This is a genomic window from Streptomyces buecherae, assembly GCF_014295035.1.
GTDB lineage: Bacteria > Actinomycetota > Actinomycetes > Streptomycetales > Streptomycetaceae > Streptomyces > Streptomyces youssoufiensis.
This window is the reverse complement of record NZ_CP060404.1, coordinates 1,372,269-1,397,767: the sequence shown is the minus strand read 5'-3', so window position 1 is coordinate 1,397,767 and position 25,499 is coordinate 1,372,269. Positions and strand designations below refer to the sequence as shown.

The window sequence follows — 25,499 nt, the reverse complement described above, 5'->3', positions numbered from 1 at the left end:
GTACTACGACGACCGGAAATGGCGCTCCAGACCCTGCCACACATCGTCATAACCGCTCTGCAGGTGGTCGGCTTCGATCGCCTGCGGAGTGGTGATGACCGGCCAGCGGGTCTCGAACATGAAGGCGAGGCCGTTGTCGATCTTCTGCGGCAGGAGTTCGGCGGCGCTCGCCCGGTCGAAGGTCGTCCGGTCGGGCCCGTGCGCCGACATCATGTTGTGCAGCGAGCCACCGCCGGGCACGAAGCCGCCCTTGCCCGCCTTCTTCGCGTCGTAGGCACCCTCGATCAGGCCCATGTACTCGCTCATCACGTTGCGGTGGAAGTACGGCGGCCGGAAGGTGTCCTCGCCCACCAGCCAGCGCGGCGCGAAGACCACGAAGTCCACGCCCGCCAGGCCGGGGGTGTCCGACGGCGAGGTGAGCACCGTGAAGATGGACGGGTCGGGGTGGTCGTAGCTGATCGAGCCGATGACGTTGAAGCGGTGCAGGTCGTAGACGTACGGCACGTGGTTGCCGTGCCAGGCGACGACGTCGAGCGGGGAGTGGTCGTACGTCGCGGCCCACAGGTTGCCGCAGAACTTGTTGACCACCTCGGTCGGCGCCTCGCGCTCCTCGTACGCGGCCACCGGAGCGCGGAAGTCGCGCGGGTTGGCCAGGCCGTTGGCGCCGATCGGGCCGAGGTCGGGCAGGACGAAGGGCTGGCCGTAGTTCTCGCAGACGTAGCCGCGCGCGCTCGCGTCGAGGAGTTCGACGCGGAACCGCACGCCGCGCGGGATGAGCGCCACCTCGCCCGGCTCGGCGCGCAGCAGCCCGAACTCGGTGCGCAGCAGCAGCCCGCCGCTCTCGGGCACGATCAGCAACTCGCCGTCGGAGTCGCTGAAGACCCGGTCGGTCATCGAGGCGTTGGCGGCGTAGAGGTGGATGGCCATGCCGACGCGCTGGGCGGCGTCGCCGTTGCCGCCGAGCGTCCACAGGCCGGCGAGGAAGTCGGTGCCGGCGGCCGGCTCCGGCATCGGGTCCCAGCGCAGCCGGTTGGGGTCGGGCACCTGCTCGGGGCCGGCGAACGGGGCGCCGCGCAGCGCGCCGTTGTCGATCCGGGTGAACGGGGGGTGCGCCGCCGAGGGGCTGATGCGGTAGAGCCAGGAGCGGCGGTTGTTGCGCCGGGGCTCGGTGAAGGCGCTGCCGCTGAGCTGCTCCGCGTACAGGCCGAGCGGGGCGCGCTGGGGCGAGTTGCGGCCGTGCGGCAGCGCCCCGGGCACCGCCTCGCTGCTGTGTTCGTTACCGAATCCGGAGCTGTACGTCAGCCCCTCGGCGACCTTCCTCGCTTGCTCGTTGTCCGTGCCGCTCATCGCGTGCTCCCACCATCGAGATCCACCATCGAAGAATTCCTATGCTTGACCATAGGAATGACGGGGTGCGGCGTCAATGTGCCGGCCCCGCCCGGCACGTCGGCCCCGCGTGCGACTCGATGCCTACCCGCTCCCGCGCCTCCTCGACCAGTGCCGCGCCGGCACCCTCCGAAAGCCGCGCCCCGCGCCGCGCGCGGGTGAACGGCGGGGGCGGTGGTGCTCGACGGGCCGGCGTGCCGACTGGGCCGGGGCGACTCCGTCGCACGCGGCTGACCTGGTGTTTTGCGCGTATTGCTCGCACGTCAAGACCTTGTTAACGCAAAGTTGCCGCGCCTAACGTCGCCTCACCGCCCCTCCGGCGGCGCTGCCCGCCCCTCGGCGGCGTTCGAAGGCGAACGTGAGGTACCCATGCTGACCATCCTCGGATTCGTCATGATCGCTACCTTCCTGGTGCTGATCATGATGAAGAAGATGTCCCCGCTGGCGGCGCTGGTGCTCGTTCCGGCGCTGTTCTGCGTCCTGGTAGGGAAGGGCGCGCACCTGGGCGAGTACGTGCTCGACGGAATAGGCGATCTGGCGCCCACGGCGGCCATGCTCATGTTCGCCATCATCTACTTCGGCGTCATGATCGACGTCGGTCTCTTCGACCCGATCGTCCGGCTCATCCTGCGGTTCTGCAAGGCCGATCCGGTGCGGATCGTGGTCGGCACCGCCGTGCTGGCCGCCGTGGTCTCGCTCGACGGCGACGGCTCCACCACCTTCATGATCACCGTGTCGGCCATGCTGCCGCTCTACCGGCGGCTGAAGATGAGCGTGCTGGTGATGACCTGCGTCGCGGCCACCGCCAACGGCGTGATGAACACCGTGCCCTGGGGCGGCCCCACCGCCCGCGCCGCCACCGCCCTCGAACTGGACGCGGGCGAGATCTTCGTACCGATGATCCCGGCGCTCGCGGTCGGCCTGCTCTTCGTCTTCTTCCTCGCGTACGTGCTCGGCCGGCGCGAGCGCAGGCGGCTCGGCCTGCTCACCCTCGACGAGGGCGACGCGCTGGCGCGGGACGCGGCGGCCCCGGGCGCGCGGGCGGCCGAGCCGGTGCTGGCCGCCGTCGGCGGCGCCGACGCCCCGGCCGTCGCGGTGGCCGGCGCGGGCGGTCCGGGGCGCGTACCGCTGACGAAGGACCGGCTGCCGACCGGCGGCGGAACCGGGCGGGGCCCGGCCGGTCAACCCGGCACGGGCGACGCGGACCCCCGACCCGTCGGCGCGGACACCGCGACCACCACGGCGAGCGACGCCGACGCCGCTGCCGCCGACGACCCGCAGACCCTGGACCCGGACCGGCCGACGCTCCGCCCGAGGCTGTACTGGTTCAACGCCGCCCTCACCGCGACCCTGCTCACCCTGCTGATCCTGCAGACCCTGCCGATACCGGTGCTCTTCCTGCTCGGCGCGGCGGTCGCGCTCACCGTCAACTTCCCGCACATGCCCGACCAGAAGGCACGCATCGCCGCGCACTCGGAGAACGTGCTCAACGTCTCCGGCATGGTCTTCGCCGCGGCCGTGTTCACCGGCGTCCTCACCGGCACCGGCATGGTCGAGCACATGGCCCGCTGGCTGGTCGACGGCGTCCCCGACGGGCTCGGGCCGCACATGGCCGTGGTCACCGGCGTGCTGAGCATCCCGCTCACGTACTTCATGTCCAACGACGGCTTCTACTTCGGCATCGTCCCCATCCTGGCCGAGGCCGGCGCCGCGCACGGGGTCTCGCCCACGGAGATCGCCCGCGCCTCCCTCGTCGGCCAGGCCCTGCACATGTCGAGCCCGCTGGTGCCGGCCGTGTACGTGCTGGTCGGCATGGCCAAGGTGGAGTTCGGCGACCACACCCGCTTCACCGTGAAGTGGGCGGCGCTCACCGCCCTGGTGGTGCTCGGCGCCAGCCTGGCGTTCGGCATCATCTAGGGCATGACGGGGTCGACGGGGACGACGAGGACGCTGCCCGGTAGGGGCTGGCTGCTGCGCTTGGTCATCGCCTTCGCGTTCGCGCAGGGGGCGGTGAGCATGGCCAGGCCGGCCGTCTCCTACCGGGCCCTCGCGCTGGGCGCGGACGCCCGCGCGGTGGGGATCATCGCCGGCGTGTACGCGCTGCTCCCGCTGTTCGCCGCCGTCCCGCTGGGCCGCCGCACCGACCACGGCCGCGCCGCCCCGCTGCTCCCCGTCGGCGTCGTGCTCATCGCGGAGGGCTGCGCGCTCAGCGGGCAGGCCGGTTCGCTGTCGGCGATGGCGCTGTGGAGCGGCGTCATGGGCCTGGGACACCTGGCGTTCGTGATCGGCGCGCAGTCCATCGTGGCCCGCCGGAGCGCCGCCGCCGACCAGGACCGCAACTTCGGCCACTTCACCATCGGCGCCTCGCTCGGCCAACTGGTGGGGCCGATCGCCGCCGGGCTGCTGGTCTCGGCGCGGGGCGACCAGTTGGCCCCCACCAGCGCCACGGCGCTGCTCGTCTCGGCGGCGGTGGCGATGTGCTCGTTCGCCGGCCTGTGGCGCGTCGAGAGCGCCGGCGGGAGCGCCGGGGGAGGCCCCGGCGAGCGCGCCGGCGCGCGGGGCGCGCGGGCGGCGGCGCGCGGGGCGGGCGAACGGCCGACCGGGCGGCCCGTGTCCGTCTGGGGCATCATGCGCTCGCGCGGCGTGGCCTCCGGCATCTTCATCAGCCTCGCCGTGCTCTCCACGACCGACGTCCTCACCGCCTACCTGCCCGTGCTCGGCGAGCACCGTGGCATCGCCCCGGCCACCGTCGGGCTGCTGCTCAGCCTGCGGGCCGCGGCCACCATCGCCTGCCGGCTGGTGATGACGCCGATGATCCGCCTGGTCGGGCGCACCGCGCTGATGGCCGGGAGTTGCCTGCTGGCCGCGGTGTTGTGCGCGAGCGTCGCGCTGCCGCTGCCGGTGTGGGGCCTGGCGACAGCGCTGGCCCTGCTGGGCTTCGCGCTCGGCGTGGGGCAGCCGTTGTCGATGACCACGGTGGTACAGGCCGCACCCGACGGCGCGCGCAGCACCGCACTCGCGCTGCGGCTGACCGGCAACCGGTTCGGCCAGGCAGCCGCGCCGGCCGCCGCCGGCGCGCTGGCCGGCCTCGCGGGCACGGCGGCGCCGTTCGTGCTGCTCGGCCTGCTGCTGCTCGGCTCGGCGGCGGTCGCCGGGCGCGGCCTGCGCCACGGGGGCGACGGCGCCTCGCGCACGGCGGCCCGTGGCGCCCCGCGTGACGCACCGCCGGACCACCCGCCGGACCACCCGTCGACGCCGGACCACGCCCCCGGGCCAGAGCCACGCGGCGGCGAAGCGACCACCCGCCCGCACCCCTGACCGCCGCGCCCCGCGGAGCGACCGGCGCGCGCGACCGGGGGCGAACCGGACCGGTGGGCCCGCCGCGCTCGCTCCCCGCACCGCCTCGCCCGTTCACCTCCGGTGCGGCCCCTACGGGCCCCGGCGGGTCGCCGTGCGCGGGCAGGGGCGGCGGCTCGTACGGGGGCGGGGGCGGCCTGGGGCGTACGGGCGCGAGGGCGGCGGGCGTACGGGGTGGCCTGAGTCGTACGGGCGCGGGGGCGGCGGGCGTACGGGGCGGCCACGGCCGTGGCTGGTGTGGCGTACGGGCCGACCGGGGTCGGTGGCCGGCGGTGGTTGGGCCGGGTGGGGGATAGGGGCGGGCGTTCGGGGGTTGGCCGTTTCCTGGCGGCGTGAAGGTGACACGTAATCAGGCAAACGACTGATTCGTATGAAACGTATGACCGGCAGGACGAAACGTCCCGGCGTGAAGGAGATCCACATGGCCGCCCCGGTACCGCTCCGTCGCTCCGGCGCTCGCGCCGCCGCGCTCGTCGTGGCCGCGCTGGCCACCGGCACCGTCGCCGCGCTGGAGGCGCCCGCCGTCGCGGCGCCCGGCGCGGACGTCCGTATCCACGACGTGGACACGCCCGTGGAGGACCCGCGGGACGAGCGCACGGTCTGCGCCTTCTACCTCGTCGCCGTCGACGTCCCCGGTGCGCGGGAGCTGGCCTGGCGCATCGCCCCGCGCCCGAACTCCCGCAAGCTCCCCGGCATCGACGGCACCATCCTCATCGACGCCGGCCGGGGCCACACCGGCCCCTACACCCTCCCCAGCGGCAGCTACGAACTCACCTGGACCGGTGCGGGGGAGGGGCGGGAGGCGGTCCGGCGCAAGACGTTCACGGTCGCGTGTCCGCCGGGCGACCAGGGGCAGCCCCCGACCAACGACCCGCCTCCCGCCGCCGCCGACGACGAGGCGCGGGGCGAGGTCCCAGGCGGCCGGCAGGAACCGACCGAGGAGCGAGAGCACCCCGCGGCGGCCGACGAGGACTGGCTCACCGACGCGATGTCGAGCGCGGGCGCGGCGGAGTGGAACCGGGGGGACCGAGGTGACCGAGGGAACCGGGGGAACTCGGACAAGGAACGCCGTGCCGTGCCGGCCGCCGAGCGGTCCGTCGCGCACCGCGCCGCCGCCGACCGCCCCGAAGTCGAAGCGCCGCCCGCTGCCCGAGGCTCGCGCGGCGAGCGGGCGCCCGTGGACCCGGGCGACGTGCCGGCGGCGGACGGGCGGCAGCCGCGTGGCGCCGTGGCCGCGGGCGGCGGTGGCGAGGCGGACGAGGGGACGGCGCCGCCCGGGGCGGGTACGGCCCTGGTCGCCGGCGCGGTCGGGTTGGTCGGACTGGTGGGGGGCCGCCGCGCCCGGCGTCGCTCGCAGCGCCCCGCCTAGGACGCCATGAGGCCAGGCAGTGGCGCGCCGCCGGACCCCGCGCCCGCGCGCCCGCGCCCCGGCGGCGCCGGCCGCTGCCGCCCTGGGGCGCCGCGCCGGCGCATGAGCCGCGCCCGCCGGCGCCGCCTGGCGGTGACCCTGAGTACGGCCGTGTGTCTGCTGGGCGGCGGCGTGTTCTGGGCGCTGGGCCCCGCGTCGTCGCCGGAGGACCGGTCGCGCCCGCCCGAACCGTCCGCCTGGGCGGCGGGCGCGGCGGCCATGCGGCTCGTCGCCGAGGGCGACGTGAGCGCTCCCCGGGCTGGTGGATCGCGAGCCGCCGCCGGCACCGGTGCGGATGGACGCGCGGACGACGCCCGGCGCGCGGGTGGTACGGGGCGGCCGGGCGCGGCCGGCGCGGCGCGCGACACCGAGGGGCGCGCGGCGGCACCCGGCGCGCCCGGCGCGCGGCCTCCCGCCGGCAAGCGCCCGGGCGGCACGGCCAGCGGGCCGGCGCGGGCGACCCGACCGCTCGTGCCGCGCGCCCCCATCGCCCGGGCCCGACCCAGCACCGTGGCCATCCCCGCGCTGCGCCTCGACGCGCCGGTCGTCGGCCTCGGTCTGGACCGGCACGGCCGCCTCACGACGCCGGCGGTCAACGCCCCGCGCGTGGCGGGCTGGTACGAGCGGGGCCCGAGCCCCGGCGAGCGTGGCACCGCGATCATCGTCGGCCACCGCGACACCCGCCGCGGCCCGGCCGTCTTCCTCGAACTGCCCGCGCTGCGCCGGGGCGACCTCATCGAGGTGGCCCGCCACGACGGCAGGACGGCCGTGTTCACGGTGGACGCGGTGCGCACCTACCCGCGGTCCGACTTTCCCGACCGCACGGTCTACGGCGACGCGGGCCGCCCCGAACTGCGGCTGCTGACCTGCGGCGGCCCCTTCGAGCCCGGCCGTGGCTACCGCTCCAACGTCGTCGTCTTCGCCCATCTGTACGACGTGCGGGACGCGGCGCGGGCGCGCTGACCGGCGGGCGCGACGGAGCGCCGCTGGGCGCCGCCGGGCGCGGCGCACCCCCGCCCGCGCGCCCCCAGCGGCGCGCCCCCGGACACCCCACACGCGCGCGGCGCGGCCGTGAACCGCCGCCGCGCGCGGTCGAGCGGCTCGGCGGGGTGGTGCGACGCGCCGGCCGTCGGGCACCGTGGAGCCGAGGGGCTGCGGGCCCCGCCGGCCCACCGCGCGCGGCATGCGGGCATCGACGCCGTATGCCGGACGCCGCCAAGGCGGCGCGGGTGTAAGCCAGTTGTCGCCGAGGGGAGGTAGGTCAAGCGCGGTGCGTGGCGCGGCCGGGGTGACGCGGGTGGCCCGGGTGGGAACGGCTCGCGTGATCGAGGGCACGCGGCGGCCCCTGGCGTCTGAAAACTACCGTCGCTAGTTTGGTGGGGTACGACGGGCTTGAGCGGTGCGCTGGAGGGCGAACGACGTGAAGTCGCATGACGAGATGTACATCGACGGCGCCTGGCGGCCCGCGGCCGGCACGGACTCGATCGAGGTGGTCAACCCGGCGGACGAACAGGTCATCGCCACCGTGCCGGCTGGCACGGCGCTGGACGTGGACACCGCCGTACGGGCCGCGCGCGCCGCCCAGCCGGGCTGGGCCGCCATCCCGCCGGCCGAGCGCGGCACCTACCTGGCGGCCCTGCGCGACGGGCTCGCCGCCCGTCGCGACGAGATCGCCGAGACCGTGGTGGCCGAACTCGGCTCTCCCGTCGGCTTCGCGCAGGCCGTCCACGCCGGCCTGCCGATCGCCGTCGCCGACAGCTACGCCGAGTTGGCGAAGACGTACGCGTTCGAGGAGCGGATCGGCAACTCCACGGTGTTCCACGAGCCGGTGGGCGTCGTGGGCGCGATCACGCCGTGGAACTACCCGCTGCACCAGATCGTCGCCAAGGTCGCCCCCGCGCTCGCCGCCGGCTGCACCGTCGTCGTCAAGCCCGCCGAGAACACCCCGCTGGTGGCCCAGCTCTTCGCCGAGGTGGTGGCTGGGGCGGAGCTGCCCGCCGGCGTGTTCAACCTGGTCACCGGGCTCGGCCCGGTCGCCGGCCAGGCGCTGGCCGAGCACCCGGGCGTGGACCTGGTCTCCTTCACCGGCTCCACCGCCGTCGGCCGGCGCATCGGCGCGAGCGCCGGGGCGGCCGTCAAGCGGGTCGCCCTCGAACTCGGCGGGAAGTCGGCCAACATCGTCCTGCCCGGCGCCGACCTGACCCGGGCGGTGAAGGTCGGCGTGGCCAACGTGATGGCCAACGCGGGCCAGACCTGTAGCGCCTGGACCCGGCTGCTGGTCCACGCCGACCAGTACGAGGAGGCCGTCGAGCTGGCCGCCGCTGCCGCCGCCAAGTACGCGCCGGGCGACCCGCGCGACGCCGAGACCCGGCTCGGGCCCGTGGTCAGCGCCGCGCAGCGGGACCGGGTCCGCGACTACATCGACCGCGGCATCGCGGAGGGCGCCCGCCTGGTGGCCGGCGGCCCCACGGCCCCGGAGGGCCTGGAGCGCGGGTACTACCTGCGCCCCACCGTGTTCGCCGACGTCACACCGGAGATGACCATCGCCCAGGAGGAGATCTTCGGTCCGGTCCTCTCGATCCTGCGGTACGCCGATGTCGACGAGGCCGTGCGGATCGCCAACGACTCGGCGTACGGCCTGGCCGGCGCGGTGTGGGCGGCCGACGAGGCCGAGGCGGTGGCCGTCGCGCGCCGCCTGGAGACCGGCCAGGTGGACATCAACGGAGGTCGCTTCAACCCGCTCGCCCCCTTCGGCGGCTACAAGAGCTCCGGCGTCGGACGCGAACTCGGCGTGCACGGCCTGACCGAGTACCTCCAGACCAAGTCGCTCCAGCTCTGACGCCCCGCCCTCCCGCACGCTCCGCTCTCCCCGCATGCCCCGGCGCCGCGCCCCGACGGCGGCGCCGGGCCCGGCCGGCTGGGCCGGACGGTGGCGGGACGCGCCGGCCGCCGCCCGCACGGTGCCGCCACCCGAGCGCGGGGCGCGCCGGGCGGCCCCGTCGCCCGTCGCCCCGTACGCCCCGCGGGCCCCGCTCGCCCGGCCCGCGCCCCGACCCGCCCCTTCCGGCGCCCGGCGACCCGGCGCCGCCCCGTCTCGTACGCCCGCCCCGCCCGCTCCGTCCCGCCCGCCCGTGCGCCCCGCGTACGCCCGACCGCCCCCCGCACCCCGGGCCGGCCGCCTGCCCGCCGTGAGCGCGCCCGCACCGTAGCGCACCGGACATAACCGAACCGGACCGTCCGGTACGGCCGGGTGCACGCTGTGCTGGGCCGCTCCGTCGCCGTACGATCCGCACCGTCGTGTTGCTCGAACCGGCGTGCGCACCCGCGCACGCCGGAGCACCCCGTCCGTCCGCCCACCCCGTCGGCGCCGGGTCCATCGGCCCGCTGGCGACGGGGGCGGGCCAACGCCCCACCCCCACACCGTGCCTGTGCCCCTAGGAGAAACCGTGGTTCGCGCCGCTGTACTCACCGCAGTCAACGCTCCGCTGGAGATCACCGAGATCGACCTCCCGAAGCCGGGCCCCGGACAGGTCCGGGTCAAGCTCACCGCCGCCGGCGTGTGCCACTCCGACCTGTCGCTGTCCAACGGCACGCTGCGACAGCAGGTGCCGGCCGTGCTCGGGCACGAGGGGGCCGGGGTCGTCAGCGCCGTGGGCGAGGGCGTCACAACGGTGGACACCGGCGACCGCGTCGTCCTGAACTGGGCACCCTCGTGCGGGAACTGTCACTTCTGCGCGCTGGACGAGCCGTGGCTGTGCGCCCACGCGGGCGCCGCGGCCGACACCCCGTACGCCACCCTCGCGGCCGACTCCACCGCCCTCTACCCGGGCCTTGGCACCGCGGCGTTCGCCGAGGAGACCGTGGTGCCCGCGCACGCGGTGCTGCCGCTGCCGGACGGCGTGCCACTGGTGGACGCGGCGCTGCTCGGCTGCGCGGTGCTTACCGGATACGGGGCCATCTTCCACGCGGCCAAGGTCGTCGAGGGCGAGTCGGTCGTGGTCTTCGGCGTCGGCGGGGTGGGCCTCGCGGTGCTCCAGTGCGCGCGGATCGCCGGCGCGGGACCGCTGATCGCCGTCGACATCTCGCCCGAGAAGGAGGAGCTCGCGAGAGCCGCCGGGGCGACCGACTTCCTGATAGCGGGCGACGACACGGGCAAGCGGGTGCGCGCCCTCACCGAGGGGTACGGCGCCGACGTGGCCATCGAGTGCGTGGGCCGCGCGGACACCATCCGCGCCGCCTGGACCAGCACCCGGCGCGGCGGCCGGACCACCGTCGTGGGCATCGGCGGCAAGGACCAGCAGGTGACGTTCTCCGCGCTGGAACTCTTCTACTTCGGCCGCACCCTCTCCGGCTGCGTCTACGGCAACAGCGACCCGGTCCGCGACCTGCCGGCCATCGCGGAGCACGTGCGCGCGGGACGGCTCGACCTGTCGGCCCTGGTCACCGACCGGATCGGGCTCGAAGGCATCCCGGCGGCCTTCGACGCCATGCTCGCGGGCCGCGGCGGCCGGGCGCTCATCGTCTTCTGACGCGCCGTTGGCAACGGGAGCGCCCCGTACGGCGGTTGTGGGCGCGGCGGTCGCCCCCGCGCCCCGCGAGCTGGTGCTGTCCCCCTTTCCGAGGCGGGGGACAGCACCAGCGCGCGGCCCCGGGCGCGCGTCCTAGCGTGCTGTCATGCATGCGATGACAAGGCCGGCGGTGGCGGGCATAGCGCTCGCCGCCTGTCTGGCCACCGTGCCCACGGCCGTCTCACCGGCCGCAGCCCACGGCGGCCCGCCCGCCGCGACGAGCGAATTCGCCCGCTTCTACGACCAGCGCCCGCAGTGGAAGAGTTGCGTGCTCGGACCCGACGACGAGGACGGGCGGCAACTGGAGAAGGCCGGCGCCCGGTGCGCCGACATCACGGTTCCGCTGGACTACGCGCGCCCCACCGGCCGCACCATCACCGTCGCCCTCTCCCGGATCAGGGCCACCGACACCGCCCACCGCGTCGGCCCGATCGTCTTCAACGACGGCGGCCCCGGCGGCCCCTCGCTCACCAGCCCGCTGGCGGCGCGGACCGCGATGCGCGACAACGCCGCCCGCTACGACCTGATCGGCCTCGACCCCCGGTTCGTCGGCCGCAGCACCCCGCTGGACTGCGGCTGGCCCGTCGGCACCGCGCTGGTCTCGGCCGGCATGACCCGGGCCACCTTCGACCGGCAGGTCGCCCACCAGAAGGATCTGGCCAGGCGCTGTTCCACCCGACACGGTGCCGTCCTGCCGCACGTCACCACCCGCAACACGGCCCGCGACATGGACGTCGTACGCGGCGTGCTGGGCGAGCGGAAGATCTCCTACCTGGGCTACTCGTACGGCACCTACCTGGGCACCGCCTACACCCAGATGTTCCCCGGCCGCTTCGACCGGGTGGTGCTCGACGGGGCCATCGACCCGCGCGAGTACCGGCCCCGCCTGCTCAAGGGCCGGGAGGAGATCGGGGACCGGGCGTTGCGCGCCTGGGCCGCGTGGACCGCGCGGCACCACGCGACCTACGGCCTCGGCACCAGTGGGCCCCGGGTGCTGCGCACCGTCGAGCGCACCGCGCGGGCCGCGGCGGTGCGCCCGCTGGTGGTCGGCTCGGGCCCGGACGCGTACCGGGTGGACGACGCGACGGTGCCGATGGTCGCCTTCGCCGGCGCCGCCGACGACCGCGACCCGGCCCGGCACGCGCTCGCCGGCCAGCTCTCGGTGCTCACCCGCGCGGCGCGCGGCGAGCGCGTCGAGCCGACGCCCGAGTTGGCGGAGATGCTGGACTTCGTCCTGACGGGCAAGCAGTCGCGGTACGGCAGCGCGCAGGTCGCCATCCTGTGCGGCGACGGGACGGCGCCGCGCGACCCCGAGGTGTACTGGCGCGACGTCCAGCGCAGCCGGGAGCGCTACCCGCTGATGGGGCCGATGGCCAACAACGTCAACCCCTGCGCGTTCTGGCCGGACATGCCGCGCGAGGCCCCGGTCCGGGTGGAGCGCGACACCCCGGCGCTCATCGTGGCCGCCACCGGCGACCCCCGTACCTCCTACCAGGGCAGCAAGGCCCTGCGCGGCATGCTGCCCAGCTCCCGGCTGGTGACCCTGGAGGGCGCCAACCACCACGGGGTGTTCGGCGAGTACGGCAACGCCTGCGTGGACGACCAGGTCAACGCCTACCTTCGGACGGGAAGGCTGCCCGGGTCGGACGTGACGTGCCAGAAGTAGCGCGCGCCGACGGGCGGTAGCGCCCGCGCGCCGGTCGGGTCGGAGAGCGGAGTGCCCCGACCCGACCTAGTCCGTGTCCCAGTCCCGCGCCCGGCTCAGGGCAGCCGCTGGAACTGGAGCTCGAGCCCGTCCAGCAGGGCCGTCAGGCCCGTCTCGAACGCGCCCTCGTCCACCTGCTGTTGCCGCTCGGCCAGCAGGTGGGCCTGGCCCAGGTGTGGATAGGCCGCCGGGTCGTACGCCCGCGGGTCGTCCACGAAACCGCGGGCGAAGGAACCGAGCGCGGACCCGGCGACGAAGTAGCGCATCAGCGCCCCCACCCGCGTCGCGTGGGCGGGCGGCCACCCCGCCCGCACCATCGCGCCGAACACCGCGTCCGCCATCCGCAGCCCGGTCGGCCGCCGCCCGGGCCCCTGGGCCAGCAGCGGCACGATGTGCGGGTGGGCGGTGAGCGCCGCCCGGTACGAGCGGGCCCAGGCGAGCAGCGCCGGGCGCCAGTGGTCCGGGCCGTCGCGCCCCGCGTCGAACATCGACAGGTCGACCTCGGCGACCACGGTGTCCGCGACCGCGTCCAGGATCTCGTCCTTGTTCGGGAAGTGGTTGTACAACGACGGCCCGCTGACCCCGAGTTCGGCGGCGAGCCGGCGGGTCGAGACGGCCTGCAAGCCCTCGGCGTCCACGAGGGCGAGGGCGGCCGTGACGATTCTCTCGCGGCTCAGCAGGGGCTTGCGGGGGCGGGCCATGCGCCACATAGTAGAGCCGCCACACAAAAACTAGCACTGCTCACTAAGCGCACTCCCTGGGGCGGCGACATGGACCTGGAGCTCACGGACGAGCAGGGCGCGGTGCGCCAACTGGCCAAGGACTTCGTCGACCGGGAGGTCGCGCCGCACGCCGCCGCGTGGGACCGCGCCGAGCAGGTCGACCGGGCCATCGTGCCCAAGCTGGGCGCGCTCGGCTTCCTCGGCCTCACCATCCCGGCCCGCTACGGCGGCTCCGACGGTGACCACCTCTCGTACGCGCTGGTCACCGAGGAACTCGGGCGCGGCGACTCGGCGGTGCGCGGCATCCTGTCGGTCTCGCTCGGCCTGTGCGCCAAGTCCATCGCCGCCTGGGGGAGCGAGGCGCAGAAGCGGGAGTGGCTGCCGCGGCTGTGCGCGGGCGAGGCCGTGGGCTGCTTCGGGCTCACCGAGCCCGGCACCGGATCGGACGCCGCGTCGCTGACCACCCGCGCGGCGCGCGACGGCGCGTCGTACGTGATCGACGGCACCAAGACGTTCATCACCAACGGCACCTGGGCCGACGTGGTGTTGCTCTTCGCCCGCACCGGGCCCGAGCCCGGCCACCGGGGCATCAGCGCCTTCCTGGTGCCCACCGACACGCCGGGGCTCGGCCGCAGCGAGATCCACGGCAAGCTCGGGCTGCGCGGCCAGGCCACCGCGGAGCTGACCTTCGACGGGGTGCGGGTGCCCGCCTCGGCGCTGGTCGGCGAGGAGGGCCAGGGCTTCAAGGTCGCCATGTCGGCGCTGGCCAAGGGCCGGATGTCGGTCGCGGCCGGCTGCGTGGGCATCGCCCAGGCGTGCCTGGACGCGGCGGTGGCCTACGCGGGCGAGCGCGAGCAGTTCGGCGGCAAGACCATCGCCCACCACCAACTCGTACAGGAACTGCTCGCCGACATCGCCGTCGACGTGGCCGCCGCCCGCCTGCTGACCTGGCAGGTAGCCGACCACATCGAGCGCGGACTGCCGTTCGCGACCCAGTCGTCGGTGGCCAAGCTCTACGCCAGCGAGGCGGCCGTACGGTGCGCCAACAACGCGCTCCAGGTCTTCGGCGGCTACGGCTACGTGGACGCGTACCCGGTGGGCAAGCTGCTGCGGGACGCGCGCGTGATGACCCTGTACGAGGGCACCAGTCAGATCCAGAAGCTCCTGATCGGCCGCGAGCTGACCGGCGTCGCCGCGTTCTGACCGGTTACGTGGGCGTATCGGCCAGCGTTGACTGTCTCGGACCGCGACCGGGACGTGTTCGGGGTCGGACGGCGACCGGACTACGACCGGATCGGGCCAGGCCCCGCCGGACCGCTGCCGGACCGTCGTCGCGGCGGCCCGCCCTGGCCGGCGGCGCGGAACGCGAGCCTAAGCGACCGCTCACCCGCGCGGTAGGGTGAGCCTCCCGTCGCGGAGGGTCCGTGGCGGGCTGGCAGAGCGGGGCCTTGCATGAGCGCGCAGGCGCAGCAGTCCGAGGAAGAGTGGGCCGACATCGCCCCGGACGCCGCCCGGCGGCTGGTCATCGCCGCGGTGCAGGCGTTCGCCGAGCGCGGCTACCACGCCACGACCACCCGCGACATCGCCAGCCGCGCGGGCATGAGCCCGGCCGCCCTCTACATCCACTACAAGACCAAGGAAGAACTGCTCTACCAGATCAGCCTGGTCGGCCACCGGCTCGCGCTCGACATCCTGGAACGCCCGGCACTCGCCGACGGCAGCCCGGCCGAGCGGTTGGCCGACGCCGTCCGCTCCTTCGTCCGCTGGCACGCCGAGCACCACACCACGGCGCGCGTGGTGCAGTACGAACTGGACGCGCTGAGCCCCGAGCACCGGGCCGAGATCGTCGGCATGCGCCGGGCCACCGACGCGGCGGTGCGCGGCATCATCGAGGACGGCGTGCGCTCCGGCGACTTCGACGTCACCGACGTGCCGGGCACGACCCTGGCCGTCCTGTCCCTCTGCATCGACGTGGCCCGCTGGTTCAGCACGGAGGGCCGCCGTGGTCCGGACGAGGTGGGCGACTCGTACGCGGCCCTGGCCCTGCGCATGGTGGGCGCGGCGGGCGCGTAGTCCACGGGGCGCGGCGGGCAGGTAGCCCAGCCCGGGGGCGACGGGCACGTGACCCGGGGTGCGGCGGGGCCGCCGTGGCGGCTAGTGGAAGAAGCGGGCGACCGACTCCGCGACGCACACCGGGCGTTCGCCGCCGCCCTCGCGCTCGATCGTGATGACCGTGGTGAGTTGGACGCCGTCCTTGACCTCGGCGACCTCCGTGATCTTCGCCGTCGCGCGCAGCCGCGAGCCGACCGGCACCGGGGCCGGGAAGCGCACCTTGTTCACGCCGTAGTTCACGCCCATCCGGACGCCCTCGACGCGCCAGAGTCGCGGCATGAACGCGGGCACCAGCGACAGCGTCAGGTAGCCGTGCGCGATGGTCGTGCCGAACGGGCCGGTCGCGGCCCGCTCCGGGTCCACGTGAATCCACTGGTGGTCCCCGGTCGCCTCGGCGAACAGGTCGATCCGCCGCTGGTCGACCTCCAGCCAGTCGCTCGGCCCGAACTCGGTGCCGACCGCGGAGCGCAGTTCGTCGAGCGAGGTGAAGATCCGGGGTGGTGCCATGGCGATGCCTCCCGTGGTGCCGTGCCGTGCTGGCGGCGCACGTACCGACACGGGGAGCGCCCGCGCCCGTACTCCGTGGACTAAGCGGTTGCTCAGCATGCTGGCCCGGGGCGGGACTGTCAACGTGCCCCGGGACGCGCGGGCGTGCGCCACCGGGCGGGAGCCGGCCGGCGCGGGCGCGGCCCGGCAGCCGCCCCGGCCCGCCCGGCACACGCCGGGCGGCGCACCGCCAGGCCCCACCCCGAGCGGCGCGCCGCTCGCCACGCGGCGCTCAGCGCGCGCCCGCCAGCGCGGGGGCCCTGGGCGCGACGACCGGGCGCGGCACCACGATGCCGCAGCTCGCGCAGACCGGCCCGGGCTCCCAGGCGCGGCCGGCGAGCCTCTGCCAGATCATGCGGTCCTGCCCGCACACGGGGCAGCCGCCGGCCGCCTCGTCCGGCGCCTCCATGGCCGCGATGACCTGCCGCAGCACCTGCGGCAACGGCTTGGCGGGGTGCGTCTCGGGATCGGCGCACCGGACCACCTCGCAGCCGCCCCAGGTGAGTCGGTGCCAGTCGTCGAGGGCGCCCGGTTGGCGTACTCCGTCGTGCTTCTCGCGCCTGCGCCGGGCGGCGAACTCCGCCTCGTAGGCGAGCCACACCTCCCGCGCCTCCTCAAGCTCCGTCAGCGCCGCCACCAGGCGCGCCGGATCGGGATCGCGGTCTCCCGGCCGCATCCCGGTGCGGACGCACAGGTGGTGCCAGGTGGCGCGGTGCCCGTACGGGGCGAAGCGCTCCAGGCATTTACGGAGCGAGGTGCGCCGCAGCGCGACGCTGTTCCGTGGATCGCGAACCTCTCGTGCCAGTGCTCTGAAACCGGCCAAAGCATTCCACCTCCGACATGCGGACCAGACCCGATGCTCAATGGACGTGGCCCGCCGCGATTTGGCTCCATCTTTCCGCTCGGTCTTCCAGCGCGTCCCGCCCGTGGACCCGCCCCGCGCCCGCAGGGGGTCGCGGCGCGAGCGACGTGACGCGGCGTCGTCCGCGGCGGGGCGGACGGCACCGCCGCGCCCGTGCGACACCCGATCGCCGTGGGCCGTGCCGCCCGCCCGCCCGCACGGCTCCGAGCCCGAGGGTCGGCGTCCGTACGCGGCCGTCACGGCGCCCTCGTCGGCGGCTACCCGCGCGCATCCCGGGCAAACCGCACCGGTCCGGCGCGCCACTCGGAACCGGGCGCCGGGGCGAGGCCGCGCGACCGGGTCGGGCGCGACGGGCACCGGCCCCGCACGGCGGCGCGGACGCCACCACAAGGGTGACGCCCACGCCACCGGGTTCCGGCTCCACTCCGTCGCCGGGCTCGCGCTCTGCCACGGCGGCGCCGGGCGAGGCTGGTCCACCGAGCCGGCCACGGCTTCGAACTGCCGCGCTCCGGCCTGGTCGAGAACGCCGCGTGCTAGTCACCCAGGGCATCGCGAAGGCCACGGCCAACGGACGCCTGCCCGAGGCGGCCGGCCTGCGCCCGCTCACGCTGGCCGACGAGACGGGGCCCGAACTCCGGTTGCCCTCCGGCGCGTTCGCCCGACGCGGGGAGCGGGCGGCGCTGGCCCGGGACCACCCGCTCAACGTGTTGTGGCGCTGTCCCGCCGCCGAGCACGAGCGGCGCGTGAGCGCGGCGCGCTGACCCGCCACGGTCACGGCCCCCGGCCGGCCCCGCCCCGGCCAGACGCCCCGCCGACCAGCATCCCCCGCGCCCTTTCGTACGCCATACCGACCGGTTAGTCTGCGCTGAGCGCGCGGCGTACGCGGCGTACGCGGCGTACGTACGCGGCGGCCGGCCGGCTGGCGGACAGCGGGCGGTCGGTGGCCCGCGCGCGTCGCCGGCGGCCGGGACCAGGGGAGAGGCACATCGTGGAGACCATGCGGGGCGCGGGAGTGGTCGTGACCGGGGCGGGCGGCGGCATCGGGGCCGCGCTCGCCAGGGGCTTCGCCGCGCGCGGCGCCCGGGTCGTGGTCAACGACATCGACGCCGACAAGGCGCGGGCCGTGGCCGCCGAGATCGACGGCACCGCCGTACCGGGCGACGCGTCGAAGGCGCTGCCCGCCGCGCGGGACGCGCTCGGCGGCGCCGTCGACGTCTTCTGCGCCAACGCCGGCGTCGCCCCGGTCGGCGGCCCCGAGGCGGAGGAGGCGCTGTGGGCGGCGGCCTGGGACGTCAACGTGATGGCCCACGTCCGCGCGGCCCGCGAGCTGGTCCCCGGCTGGCTGGAGCGCGGGCACGGCCGGTTCGTGTCCACCGTCTCCGCCGCCGGCCTGCTCACCATGGTCGGCTCCGCCCCGTACAGCGTCTCCAAGCACGCCGCGTACGCCTTCGCCGAATGGCTCTCCGCCACCTACCGGCACCGGGGCATCCGGGTGCACGCGATCTGCCCGCAGGGCGTCCGCACGGACATGCTGGCCGGCACCGGACCCACCGGCGAACTGGTGCTCGCGCCCACCGCCATCGAGCCGGAGGCGGTCGCCGACGCCCTCTTCCAGGGCATCGCCGAGGAACGGTTCCTGATCCTGCCGCACCCCGAGGTGGCCGACTACTACGCCGCCCGCGCCACCGCGCCCGACCGCTGGCTGGAGAGCATCAACCACCTCCAGCGGAAGGTCGAACAGCTCCCCGGCGCGGCCGGGCGGTGACCCCCGGCGGGCCCCGCCGCCGGCACCCGCCGCCAGCGACGCACCCGGGAGCCCGCTACCGAGCCCCGCGCCCGCCAGGCGCGGCCGACCGACCAGGAGTGGCCGATGACCTCCTACCAGGACCAGCCCTGGCTGTCCCAGCTCAACGCGGCCCAGCGCCGCCCGGTCAGCCCGCGGCCCAGCGTGCTGCACGCCTTCCGGGACTCCGCCCGCGCCACACCCGAACGCACCGCGCTGGCCTACTTCGACGGGCGGCTCAGCTACCGGGAGGTGGACCGGCTCTCGGACGCGCTTGCCGCGCACCTGGCCGCCCGCGGCTTCCGGCCGGGCGAGCGACTGGCCATCGTGTTGCAGAACTCGCCGCACTTCGTGCTGGCCCTGCTCGCCATCTGGAAGGCCGGCGGCATCGCCGTGCCGGTCAACCCGATGTACAAGGCGGCCGAGTGCGCGCACATCCTGGCCGACGCCGAGGTGAGCGCGCTGGTCTGCGCAGACCTGGCGTGGGAGGCGTACCTGCGCGAGACGGCCGCCGCCTCGCCCGTACGCGTCGTGCTCACGGCCCGCGAATCGCAGTTCCAACGCCGCGACGACGCACGGGTACTGCCCGCCGACCGGCCGGCCCCGCCCGCGGACGCCACCGACCTGCTGGCCGCGGCCAGCGGCCCGCCCGTCGCGCCCACCGCGTCCGTCGCGCCCGCCGCGCCCGAGCCGGCCCCCGGCGACCCGGCGCTGATCTGCTACACCTCCGGCACCAGCGGCGCGCCCAAGGGCGCGACCAACACCCACGGCAACCTGGTCTACAACGCGGAGCGGCAGCGCGTCGGGCACGAGCTGCCGGCCGGCTCCACCTACTTCGCGCTCGCCCCCCTGTTCCACATCACCGGCCTGGTCTGCGAGCTGTCCGCCTGCCTCGCCGCCGGCGGCACGCTCGCGCTCACCTACCGGTTCCACCCGGGCGTGGTCCTGGACGCGTTCGCCGAGCACCGCCCCGCCTACACCGTCGGGCCCGCCACCGCGTTCATGGCCCTGCTGGCCCGCCCGGAGGCCACCCGCGAGCACTTCGCCTCCTTCGCGGTCATCTCCTCGGGCGGCGCGCCGCTGCCGCCCGCCCTGGTGACCGCCTTCGAGGAACGCCTCGGCCCCTACCTGCACAACGGCTACGGCCTCACCGAGTGCAGCGCCCCCTGCGCCAGCGTCCCGCCCGGCCGGCGGGCCCCCGTCGACCCGGCCTCGGGCACCCTGGCCGTCGGCGTCCCGGGGCCCGACACGGTGGTGCGCGTCCTGGACGAGACCGGCGCCGAGGTGCCGTTCGGCGAGTTGGGGGAGATCGCCGTGCGCGGCCCGATGGTCGTGCCCGGCTACTGGCGCCGGCCCAGGGAGAGCGAGGCCGCGCTGCCCGGCGGCGAACTGCGCACCGGCGACGTCGGGTTCATGGACCGGCAGGGCTGGCTGTACGTCGTGGACCGCAAGAAGGACATGATCAACGCCTCCGGGTTCAAGGTCTGGCCGCGCGAGGTGGAGGACGTCCTGTACACCCACCCCGCCGTGCGGGAGGCGGCCGTGGTCGGCGTGCCCGACGCCTACCGCGGCGAGTCGGTCAAGGCGTACGTGAGCCTGCGCGCCGGGCACGACACGGCGCCCGGCGACCTCGTGGCCTACTGCGCGCACCGGCTGGCCGCGTACAAATACCCCCGCGTAGTGGAGATACTGCCGGAGCTGCCGAAGACGACGAGTGGGAAGATCCTCCGGCGGGAGCTGCGCGAGGCGGGGTGAGCCGCCGGGCGCGCTCGGGCAGCGCACGACAGGCGGGCGGGCCGCGGTGGTACGGAACGAGGGGCAGGTGGCGGCGATGACCAGGGCGACGGACGGCGACGCGAGAGCGGTGCCGGTGCCGCGACGGCTGCTGGAGGCCGCCACCAGGCTCTTCGCCGAGCGGGGCTACGACCGCACCTCGGTGCAGGAGATCGTGGAGGCCGCCGGCGTCACCAAGGGCGCGCTCTACCACTACTTCGGCTCCAAGGACGACCTGCTGCACGAGGTGTACGGGCGGGTGCTGCGCCTGCAACAGGAGCGGCTCGACGCGCTCGCGGACGCGGACGCGCCCGTGCAGCGGCGCCTGCGGGACGCCGCCGCCGACGTCGTGGTCACCACCATCGAGAACCTCGACGACACGAAGATCTTCTTCCGGTCCATGCACCAGCTCAGCCCCGAGAAGCACAAGCAGGTGCGGGCCGAGCGGCGCCGCTACCACGAGCGGTTCCGGGCGCTGATCGAGGAGGGCCAGCGCTCCGGCGTCTTCAGCGACGCCACCCCCGCCGACCTGGTGGTGGACTACCACTTCGGTTCCGTGCACCACCTGGGCACCTGGTACCGGCCCGACGGCCCGCTCACCCCGCAGCAGGTCGCCGACCACCTGGCCGACCTGCTGCTGCGCGCCCTGCGCCCGTAAGCCAGTCCCACCCCGCGAGCCCGCGCCCCGAGAGAGGGCCCGTCAGCCCCCGGCGGCCTGGCGTGCGCGGGCCGCCGGGGGAGGGGTGGCTCAGTCCCCGGTCGCGTACCGCTTCAACTCGCGGCGGGCCAGCGAGCGCTGGTGCACCTCGTCGGGGCCGTCGGCCAGTCGGAGGGTGCGCGCGGCGGCCCACAGCTCGGCCAGCGGGAAGTCCTGGCCCACGCCGCCGCCACCGTGCAACTGCACCGCCTGGTCGATGATGTCGGCCACCGTGCGCGGCGTGGCGATCTTGATGGCCTGGATCTCGGTGTGCGCGCCCCGGTTGCCGACCGTGTCCATCAGCCAGGCGGTCTTGAGTACCAGCAGCCGCAACTGCTCCACGCTCACCCGCGCGTCGGCGATCCACGCCTGCACCTGGCCCTGCGCGGCCAGCGGCTTGCCGAACGCCGTGCGGGACAGGGCGCGGCGGCACATCAGCTCGATGGCGCGCTCGGCCATGCCGATCAGCCGCATGCAGTGGTGGATACGGCCGGGGCCCAACCGGGCCTGGGCGATGGCGAAGCCGTCGCCCTCCTCGCCGATCAGGTGGTCCGCCGGCACCCGCACCCGGTCGAAGACGACCTCGGCGTGGCCGCCGTGGTGGTGGTCGGCGTACCCGTAGACCCGCATGGCCCGGCGGATCTCGACGCCCGGCGTGTCGCGCGGCACCAACACCATCGACTGCTGGCGCCGGGGGTCGGCCCCGTCCGGGTCGGTCTTGCCCATCACGATGAACACCTGGCAGTCCGGGTGCAGCGCGCCGGAGATGTACCACTTGCGGCCGGTGATGACGTACGCGTCGCCGTCGCGCTCGATCCGGGTCTCGATGTTGGTGGCGTCCGAGGAGGCCACGTCCGGTTCGGTCATCGCGAACGCGGACCGGATCTCGCCGGCGAGCAGCGGCTTGAGCCAGCGCTCCCGCTGCTCGGCGCTGCCGAACTCGGCGAGCAGCTCCATGTTCCCGGTGTCGGGCGCGGCGCAGTTCAGCGCGGTGGGGGCCAGTTGTGGGCTGCGGCCGGTGATCTCCGCGAGCGGCGCGTACTGCGCGTTGGTCAGCCCCGCTCCGTGCTCCGTGCCGGGCAGGAACAGGTTCCACAGCCCGCGCTCGCGCGCCTCCCGTTGCAACTGGGCCACCACCGGCGGCGGCACCCACGGGTCGGCCTGCGCGGCGCGCTGCTCGCGCGCGGTGGCCTCGGCCGGGTAGACGTGCTCGTCCATGAAGGCCAGCAGCGCGCCGCGCAGCTCCTCGGTGCGGGCGTCGTAGGCGAAGTCCATGGCGCTCTCAGCCCTCCTCAAGGGTGGTCAGGCCGCGGTCGACGAGCAGCGGGACCAGCGCGCCGACCCGGTCGAACCCGGCGCCCACGGTCTGCCCGAGCGTGTAGCGGTAGTGGATGCCCTCCGCGATCACGGCGAGCTTGAAGAACGCGAACGCCACGTACCACGCGACGCGGCCCACGTTGCGGCCCGAGCGCGCCGCGTACCGCTCGATCAGCTCGGCGCCCGACGGGTGCCCGGGGGCGCCGCGCACGGTGCTGAGCGGGGAGTCCGGCACCTCGGGCAGCTCCGTGTACATCGCGAGCAGGCCCAGGTCGCTCAGCGGGTCGCCGAGCGTGGACATCTCCCAGTCCAGGACGGCGGCGATGGCGCGGTCCGCGCCGACCAGCACGTTGTCCAGGCGGTAGTCGCCGTGCAGCACGGTCGGCGCCGGCGAGGCGGGCAGCGCCCGGGTCAGCCCGCCCAGCAACTCCTCGACGCCGGCCAGCTCCCGGCTGGTGGAGTGCGCCAACTGCTTGCTCCAGCGCCGGAGTTGGCGCTCCAGATAGCCGTCGGGCCGGCCGAAGTCGGCCAACCCCACCGCGGCCGGGTCCACCGCGTGCAGCTCCACCAGCGTGTCCACCAGGTCGAACAGCAGCTCCCGGGTGGCCCGCGGGCCCAGCTCGGCGAGCTGTTCGGCGCTGCGGTACGGGACGCCGTCGACGTGCTCCATGACGTAGAACGGGGAGCCGGTCACCGACTCGTCCGCGCACAGCGCCAGCGGCTCGGGCACCGGCACGCGCGTCGGGTGCAGGGCGCTGATGACCCGGTACTCGCGCCCCATGTCGTGCGCGGTGGCCAGCACGTGGCCCAGTGGCGGGCGGCGCAGGACCCACCGGGTGGCCCCGTCGGTGACGGCGTAGGTGAGGTTGGACCGGCCGCCCTCGATGAGCTGGGCCCGCAGCGGCCCGTCCACCAGGCCCGGCCGCGCGCGCTCCACGAAGGCCCGCACCCGCGCCAGGTCGAGCCCCGGGGGAGCGGCGGCCCCGGGGTCGTCGACGGCCGGGGGCCCCGGGGGTGGGCTGCCTGCGCTCATCGGGTCTTCCTCCGGTGGGTCGGGGGCGGGGCCCGCGGGGAACGGCGGACACCGGGATCAGCGGACCCCGCTCATGATGCCGACCAGTCGGTATGGAGTCCAGCGATTCCCGTGATCGGCCCGGCTCAGGCGTGGCAGGCCACCGGGCGACCGCCGTTGAGCACCGCCATCTCGGCGAAGGCCGCCGCCACGTCCAGCGGGGCGCCCGGCGGCAGCCCCTCCAGCTCCGCGTAGGCCCGGTGCAGGTTGGCCACCAGCCGCTCGCTCTCGCGCAACGCGGCGAACTCGCCGAGGTCGGCGGCGCGCGCCACCTCCAGCGGCGTACGGCCCTCCGCGTGCCCGCGCTCGGCCAGCTCGCCCACGTACCGCAGGTAGCGCTCCACCGTGTCGTACACCTCGGGCCCGGTGATCGGCCCGTGCCCCGGCACGACCGTCTCCGCGCCCAGCGCCCGCAACTGGGCCACGGCGGCGAGCGAGCCGGCCAGCGAGCCCATCAGCACGAACGGGGTGCCGCCGTGGAAGACCAGGTCGCCGGTGTAGACGACGCGCTGCTCCGGCAGCCACACGATGGTGTCGCCCCTGGTGTGCGCGACGCCGGGGTGGTGCAACCGCACCTCGATCTCGCCGACGTACAGGGTCAGCGAGTCGGTGTAGGTGAGCGTGGGCGGGGCGATCTCGATGGTGCCGAAGTCCACCTCGGGCCAGAGCGCGTGCAACTGGCGCCCGCTGGCCAGCGTCTCGGCGCGGCACGCGGCGTGCCCCACGGTGGTGGCCTCGGGCAGGAAGACCCAGTTGCCGTAGGTGTGGTCGCCGTGGTGGTGGGTGTTCACCAGCACCCGCGGCAGCGGCGCCCCGCTGGCGAGCACCGTCTCGCGCAGCGCCCGCGCCCGCCGCTCCGTCGCCGCCGTGTCCACCATCACCGTGCTGCGCCCGTCGCTGACGTACCCCGCGTTGTTCAGGCACCAGCCGCCGTCCGGCTGGACGTACGCGTGGACGCCCGCGGCCAGTTGGACGGAGTAGGGCTCGGTGGCCGCCGCCCAGGTGGCGGCGCTGCTGTGGGACATCGTGTCCTCCCGGAATCCTGCGAGTTGGCCGGCTCAGCGTCGCAGCCGAGTACCCCGTCCGGAAGGGCACCTCCGCGCTCCCGGCCCGCGCCGTGCGAGTGCGCCGGCGCACGCCTGGGCTACCACAACATGCCGACGCCCAGCACGCCCAGCAACGCGGCGCACCCGGCCGCGGCCACGGCCGCCCGCGGGGACAGCGCGGGCGGCCGTGGCGCGGCCAGGGCCCGGATGCGGCGCTGCCCCACGGCCAGCAGCGCCAGCCACACCAGCCCGGCCAGTGCCACCGCCAGCACCGCCAGCGGCCGTGGCCCCTCGACCACCGCCTGCCGGCCGGCCAACACGCCCACCACGGCGCCCGTGAGCGTCGTCCGCCGCCAGGCCATCCGGGTCCGCTCCGGCTGGAGGCCCGGATCGCGCGCCGGGCGGTCCACTAACCGGCCCCGCCCAGCGCCACGACCAGCACCATCACCACCGACATCAGGCCCACCGCCAGCGCGAGGACGGTCGGGAAGCGCGAGATGGGCAGGTCGTCACCGCGGCGCATGGCCCGCTCGCAGCGCAGCCAGTGGTTGACCGCGCGCAGCGCGCACAGCGCGCCGCCCACCAGCAGCGCGATCGCCAGCACGGTCCGCAGCGGCCGGTCCTGGTCCGGCAGGAACTGGTCCACCGCGAAGCCCCCGCCGATCAGCGCGAGCGCCGTGCGCAGCCAGGCCAGGAACGTGCGCTCGTTGGCGAGCGAGAACCGGTAGTCGGGCGTCTGACCCTCGGCCCGCACCTGGGCCGGCGCCCACCACAGCCCGACCTCCGCGCGCGCGGCCCGCCAGCGCCCGCGCCGGCCGGCCGGCGCGCCCTCCCGGCCGCGCCCGGGCCCACCGGGGGCCTGGCCGGCGGACGAACGGGCATCGCGGGAGGTCATGACGGCAGAGCATGAACGTTCATGCCGCCGAGCCTAGCCCCGCCCACTCCGCTCGGCGCCCCGAGGTCGCCCGCGCGCACGCGCCCGACTCCGCCGCCTCGCCACCCGATCACCCACGCGTCACCGGCCCGCCCCCGGCCCGCCCCCGGCGCGCTCACCGGCGCGTCCCGCCCCCCGTCCCGGCGCCACCAGACCCTCCTGCTCGACCCCGTTCGGCGTCAGCCCCGGGCCGCGTACGCCGTCAGGCCCC

At 75.6% G+C, this 25,499-nt stretch carries 22 protein-coding genes; 13 read left to right on the top strand and 9 right to left on the bottom strand.

The window, feature by feature from the left end; all coding sequences use genetic code 11:
• Positions 1-3 precede the first annotated feature (3 nt).
• Positions 4-1,347 carry a homogentisate 1,2-dioxygenase gene (gene hmgA, locus H7H31_RS05270; RefSeq protein WP_176164801.1) on the bottom strand — a complete coding sequence of 448 codons (1,344 nt, stop codon included), beginning with the start codon at positions 1,345-1,347 and terminating at the stop codon, positions 4-6.
• Between the two features lie 408 nt (positions 1,348-1,755).
• Between hmgA and H7H31_RS05265 the strand changes: the two genes are divergently transcribed.
• The 7 genes from H7H31_RS05265 to H7H31_RS05235 all read left to right on the top strand — a co-directional run bounded on the left by H7H31_RS05265 (position 1,756) and on the right by H7H31_RS05235 (position 12,385).
• Positions 1,756-3,303 (top strand): CitMHS family transporter, encoded by a 1,548-nt coding sequence (locus tag H7H31_RS05265; protein WP_187061967.1) that lies wholly within the window; start codon positions 1,756-1,758, stop codon positions 3,301-3,303.
• 3 nt (positions 3,304-3,306) lie between these two features.
• Positions 3,307-4,704 (top strand): MFS transporter, encoded by a 1,398-nt coding sequence (locus H7H31_RS05260; RefSeq protein WP_187061966.1) that lies wholly within the window; start codon positions 3,307-3,309, stop codon positions 4,702-4,704.
• Between the two features lie 460 nt (positions 4,705-5,164).
• The gene (locus H7H31_RS05255) at positions 5,165-6,112 is read left to right on the top strand and encodes a hypothetical protein (protein WP_187060117.1); all 948 of its coding nucleotides are present in this window, start codon (positions 5,165-5,167) and stop codon (positions 6,110-6,112) included.
• Between the two features lie 132 nt (positions 6,113-6,244).
• A complete protein-coding gene (locus H7H31_RS05250; RefSeq protein ID WP_232109693.1) occupies positions 6,245-7,114 on the top strand; it encodes a class F sortase in 870 nt (289 codons plus the stop codon).
• A gap of 457 nt (positions 7,115-7,571) precedes the next feature.
• Complete coding sequence (locus H7H31_RS05245; protein WP_187060116.1) at positions 7,572-8,990, top strand: aldehyde dehydrogenase family protein; 1,419 nt, start codon at positions 7,572-7,574, stop codon at positions 8,988-8,990.
• Positions 8,991-9,597: 607 nt separating this feature from the next.
• Entirely contained in the window at positions 9,598-10,680 is a 1,083-nt protein-coding gene (locus tag H7H31_RS05240) for a zinc-binding dehydrogenase (RefSeq protein WP_187062148.1), read from the top strand.
• Between the two features lie 145 nt (positions 10,681-10,825).
• Positions 10,826-12,385 (top strand): alpha/beta hydrolase, encoded by a 1,560-nt coding sequence (locus H7H31_RS05235; protein ID WP_308284232.1) that lies wholly within the window; start codon positions 10,826-10,828, stop codon positions 12,383-12,385.
• Between the two features lie 95 nt (positions 12,386-12,480).
• Here the strand turns inward: H7H31_RS05235 and H7H31_RS05230 are convergent, their stop codons facing one another.
• Complete coding sequence (locus H7H31_RS05230; protein ID WP_187062147.1) at positions 12,481-13,125, bottom strand: TetR/AcrR family transcriptional regulator; 645 nt, start codon at positions 13,123-13,125, stop codon at positions 12,481-12,483.
• A gap of 69 nt (positions 13,126-13,194) precedes the next feature.
• Between H7H31_RS05230 and H7H31_RS05225 the strand changes: the two genes are divergently transcribed.
• Both H7H31_RS05225 and H7H31_RS05220 read left to right on the top strand, forming a co-directional pair.
• Positions 13,195-14,349 (top strand): acyl-CoA dehydrogenase family protein, encoded by a 1,155-nt coding sequence (locus H7H31_RS05225; RefSeq protein WP_187062146.1) that lies wholly within the window; start codon positions 13,195-13,197, stop codon positions 14,347-14,349.
• 249 nt (positions 14,350-14,598) lie between these two features.
• On the top strand, positions 14,599-15,219 hold the full coding sequence (locus tag H7H31_RS05220) for a TetR/AcrR family transcriptional regulator (protein WP_176164809.1): 621 nt from the start codon (positions 14,599-14,601) through the stop codon (positions 15,217-15,219).
• An 81-nt stretch (positions 15,220-15,300) separates the two neighbouring features.
• Here the strand turns inward: H7H31_RS05220 and H7H31_RS05215 are convergent, their stop codons facing one another.
• Positions 15,301-15,765, bottom strand: coding sequence for a MaoC family dehydratase (locus H7H31_RS05215; RefSeq protein ID WP_187062145.1), 465 nt, complete (start codon positions 15,763-15,765; stop codon positions 15,301-15,303).
• 271 nt (positions 15,766-16,036) lie between these two features.
• Positions 16,037-16,627: a hypothetical protein gene (locus H7H31_RS05210; protein ID WP_187062144.1), complete on the bottom strand. Its 591-nt coding sequence runs from the start codon at positions 16,625-16,627 to the stop codon at positions 16,037-16,039.
• 569 nt (positions 16,628-17,196) lie between these two features.
• Between H7H31_RS05210 and H7H31_RS05205 the strand changes: the two genes are divergently transcribed.
• From H7H31_RS05205 to H7H31_RS05190, 4 genes are all read left to right on the top strand, one after another.
• Positions 17,197-17,427 carry a hypothetical protein gene (locus tag H7H31_RS05205; RefSeq protein WP_187062143.1) on the top strand — a complete coding sequence of 77 codons (231 nt, stop codon included), beginning with the start codon at positions 17,197-17,199 and terminating at the stop codon, positions 17,425-17,427.
• 236 nt (positions 17,428-17,663) lie between these two features.
• Positions 17,664-18,431: an SDR family oxidoreductase gene (locus H7H31_RS05200; protein ID WP_176166531.1), complete on the top strand. Its 768-nt coding sequence runs from the start codon at positions 17,664-17,666 to the stop codon at positions 18,429-18,431.
• 105 nt (positions 18,432-18,536) lie between these two features.
• Entirely contained in the window at positions 18,537-20,204 is a 1,668-nt protein-coding gene (locus tag H7H31_RS05195) for a class I adenylate-forming enzyme family protein (protein ID WP_187062142.1), read from the top strand.
• 76 nt (positions 20,205-20,280) lie between these two features.
• Positions 20,281-20,880: a TetR/AcrR family transcriptional regulator gene (locus tag H7H31_RS05190; protein WP_217196953.1), complete on the top strand. Its 600-nt coding sequence runs from the start codon at positions 20,281-20,283 to the stop codon at positions 20,878-20,880.
• A gap of 90 nt (positions 20,881-20,970) precedes the next feature.
• Here the strand turns inward: H7H31_RS05190 and H7H31_RS05185 are convergent, their stop codons facing one another.
• The 5 genes from H7H31_RS05185 to H7H31_RS05165 form a co-directional block, all read right to left on the bottom strand.
• Complete coding sequence (locus tag H7H31_RS05185) at positions 20,971-22,194, bottom strand: acyl-CoA dehydrogenase family protein (protein WP_187062141.1); 1,224 nt, start codon at positions 22,192-22,194, stop codon at positions 20,971-20,973.
• 7 nt (positions 22,195-22,201) lie between these two features.
• A complete protein-coding gene (locus H7H31_RS05180; RefSeq protein ID WP_187117791.1) occupies positions 22,202-23,269 on the bottom strand; it encodes a phosphotransferase family protein in 1,068 nt (355 codons plus the stop codon).
• Between the two features lie 125 nt (positions 23,270-23,394).
• Positions 23,395-24,333, bottom strand: a complete 939-nt coding sequence (locus H7H31_RS05175) for an MBL fold metallo-hydrolase (protein WP_187059698.1) — start codon at positions 24,331-24,333, stop codon at positions 23,395-23,397.
• A 119-nt stretch (positions 24,334-24,452) separates the two neighbouring features.
• On the bottom strand, positions 24,453-24,764 hold the full coding sequence (locus tag H7H31_RS05170) for a DUF202 domain-containing protein (protein ID WP_187059697.1): 312 nt from the start codon (positions 24,762-24,764) through the stop codon (positions 24,453-24,455).
• Positions 24,764-25,249 (bottom strand): YidH family protein, encoded by a 486-nt coding sequence (locus tag H7H31_RS05165; RefSeq protein ID WP_187059696.1) that lies wholly within the window; start codon positions 25,247-25,249, stop codon positions 24,764-24,766. The genes H7H31_RS05170 and H7H31_RS05165 overlap by 1 nt, the downstream gene beginning before the upstream one ends.
• Positions 25,250-25,499 lie beyond the last annotated feature (250 nt).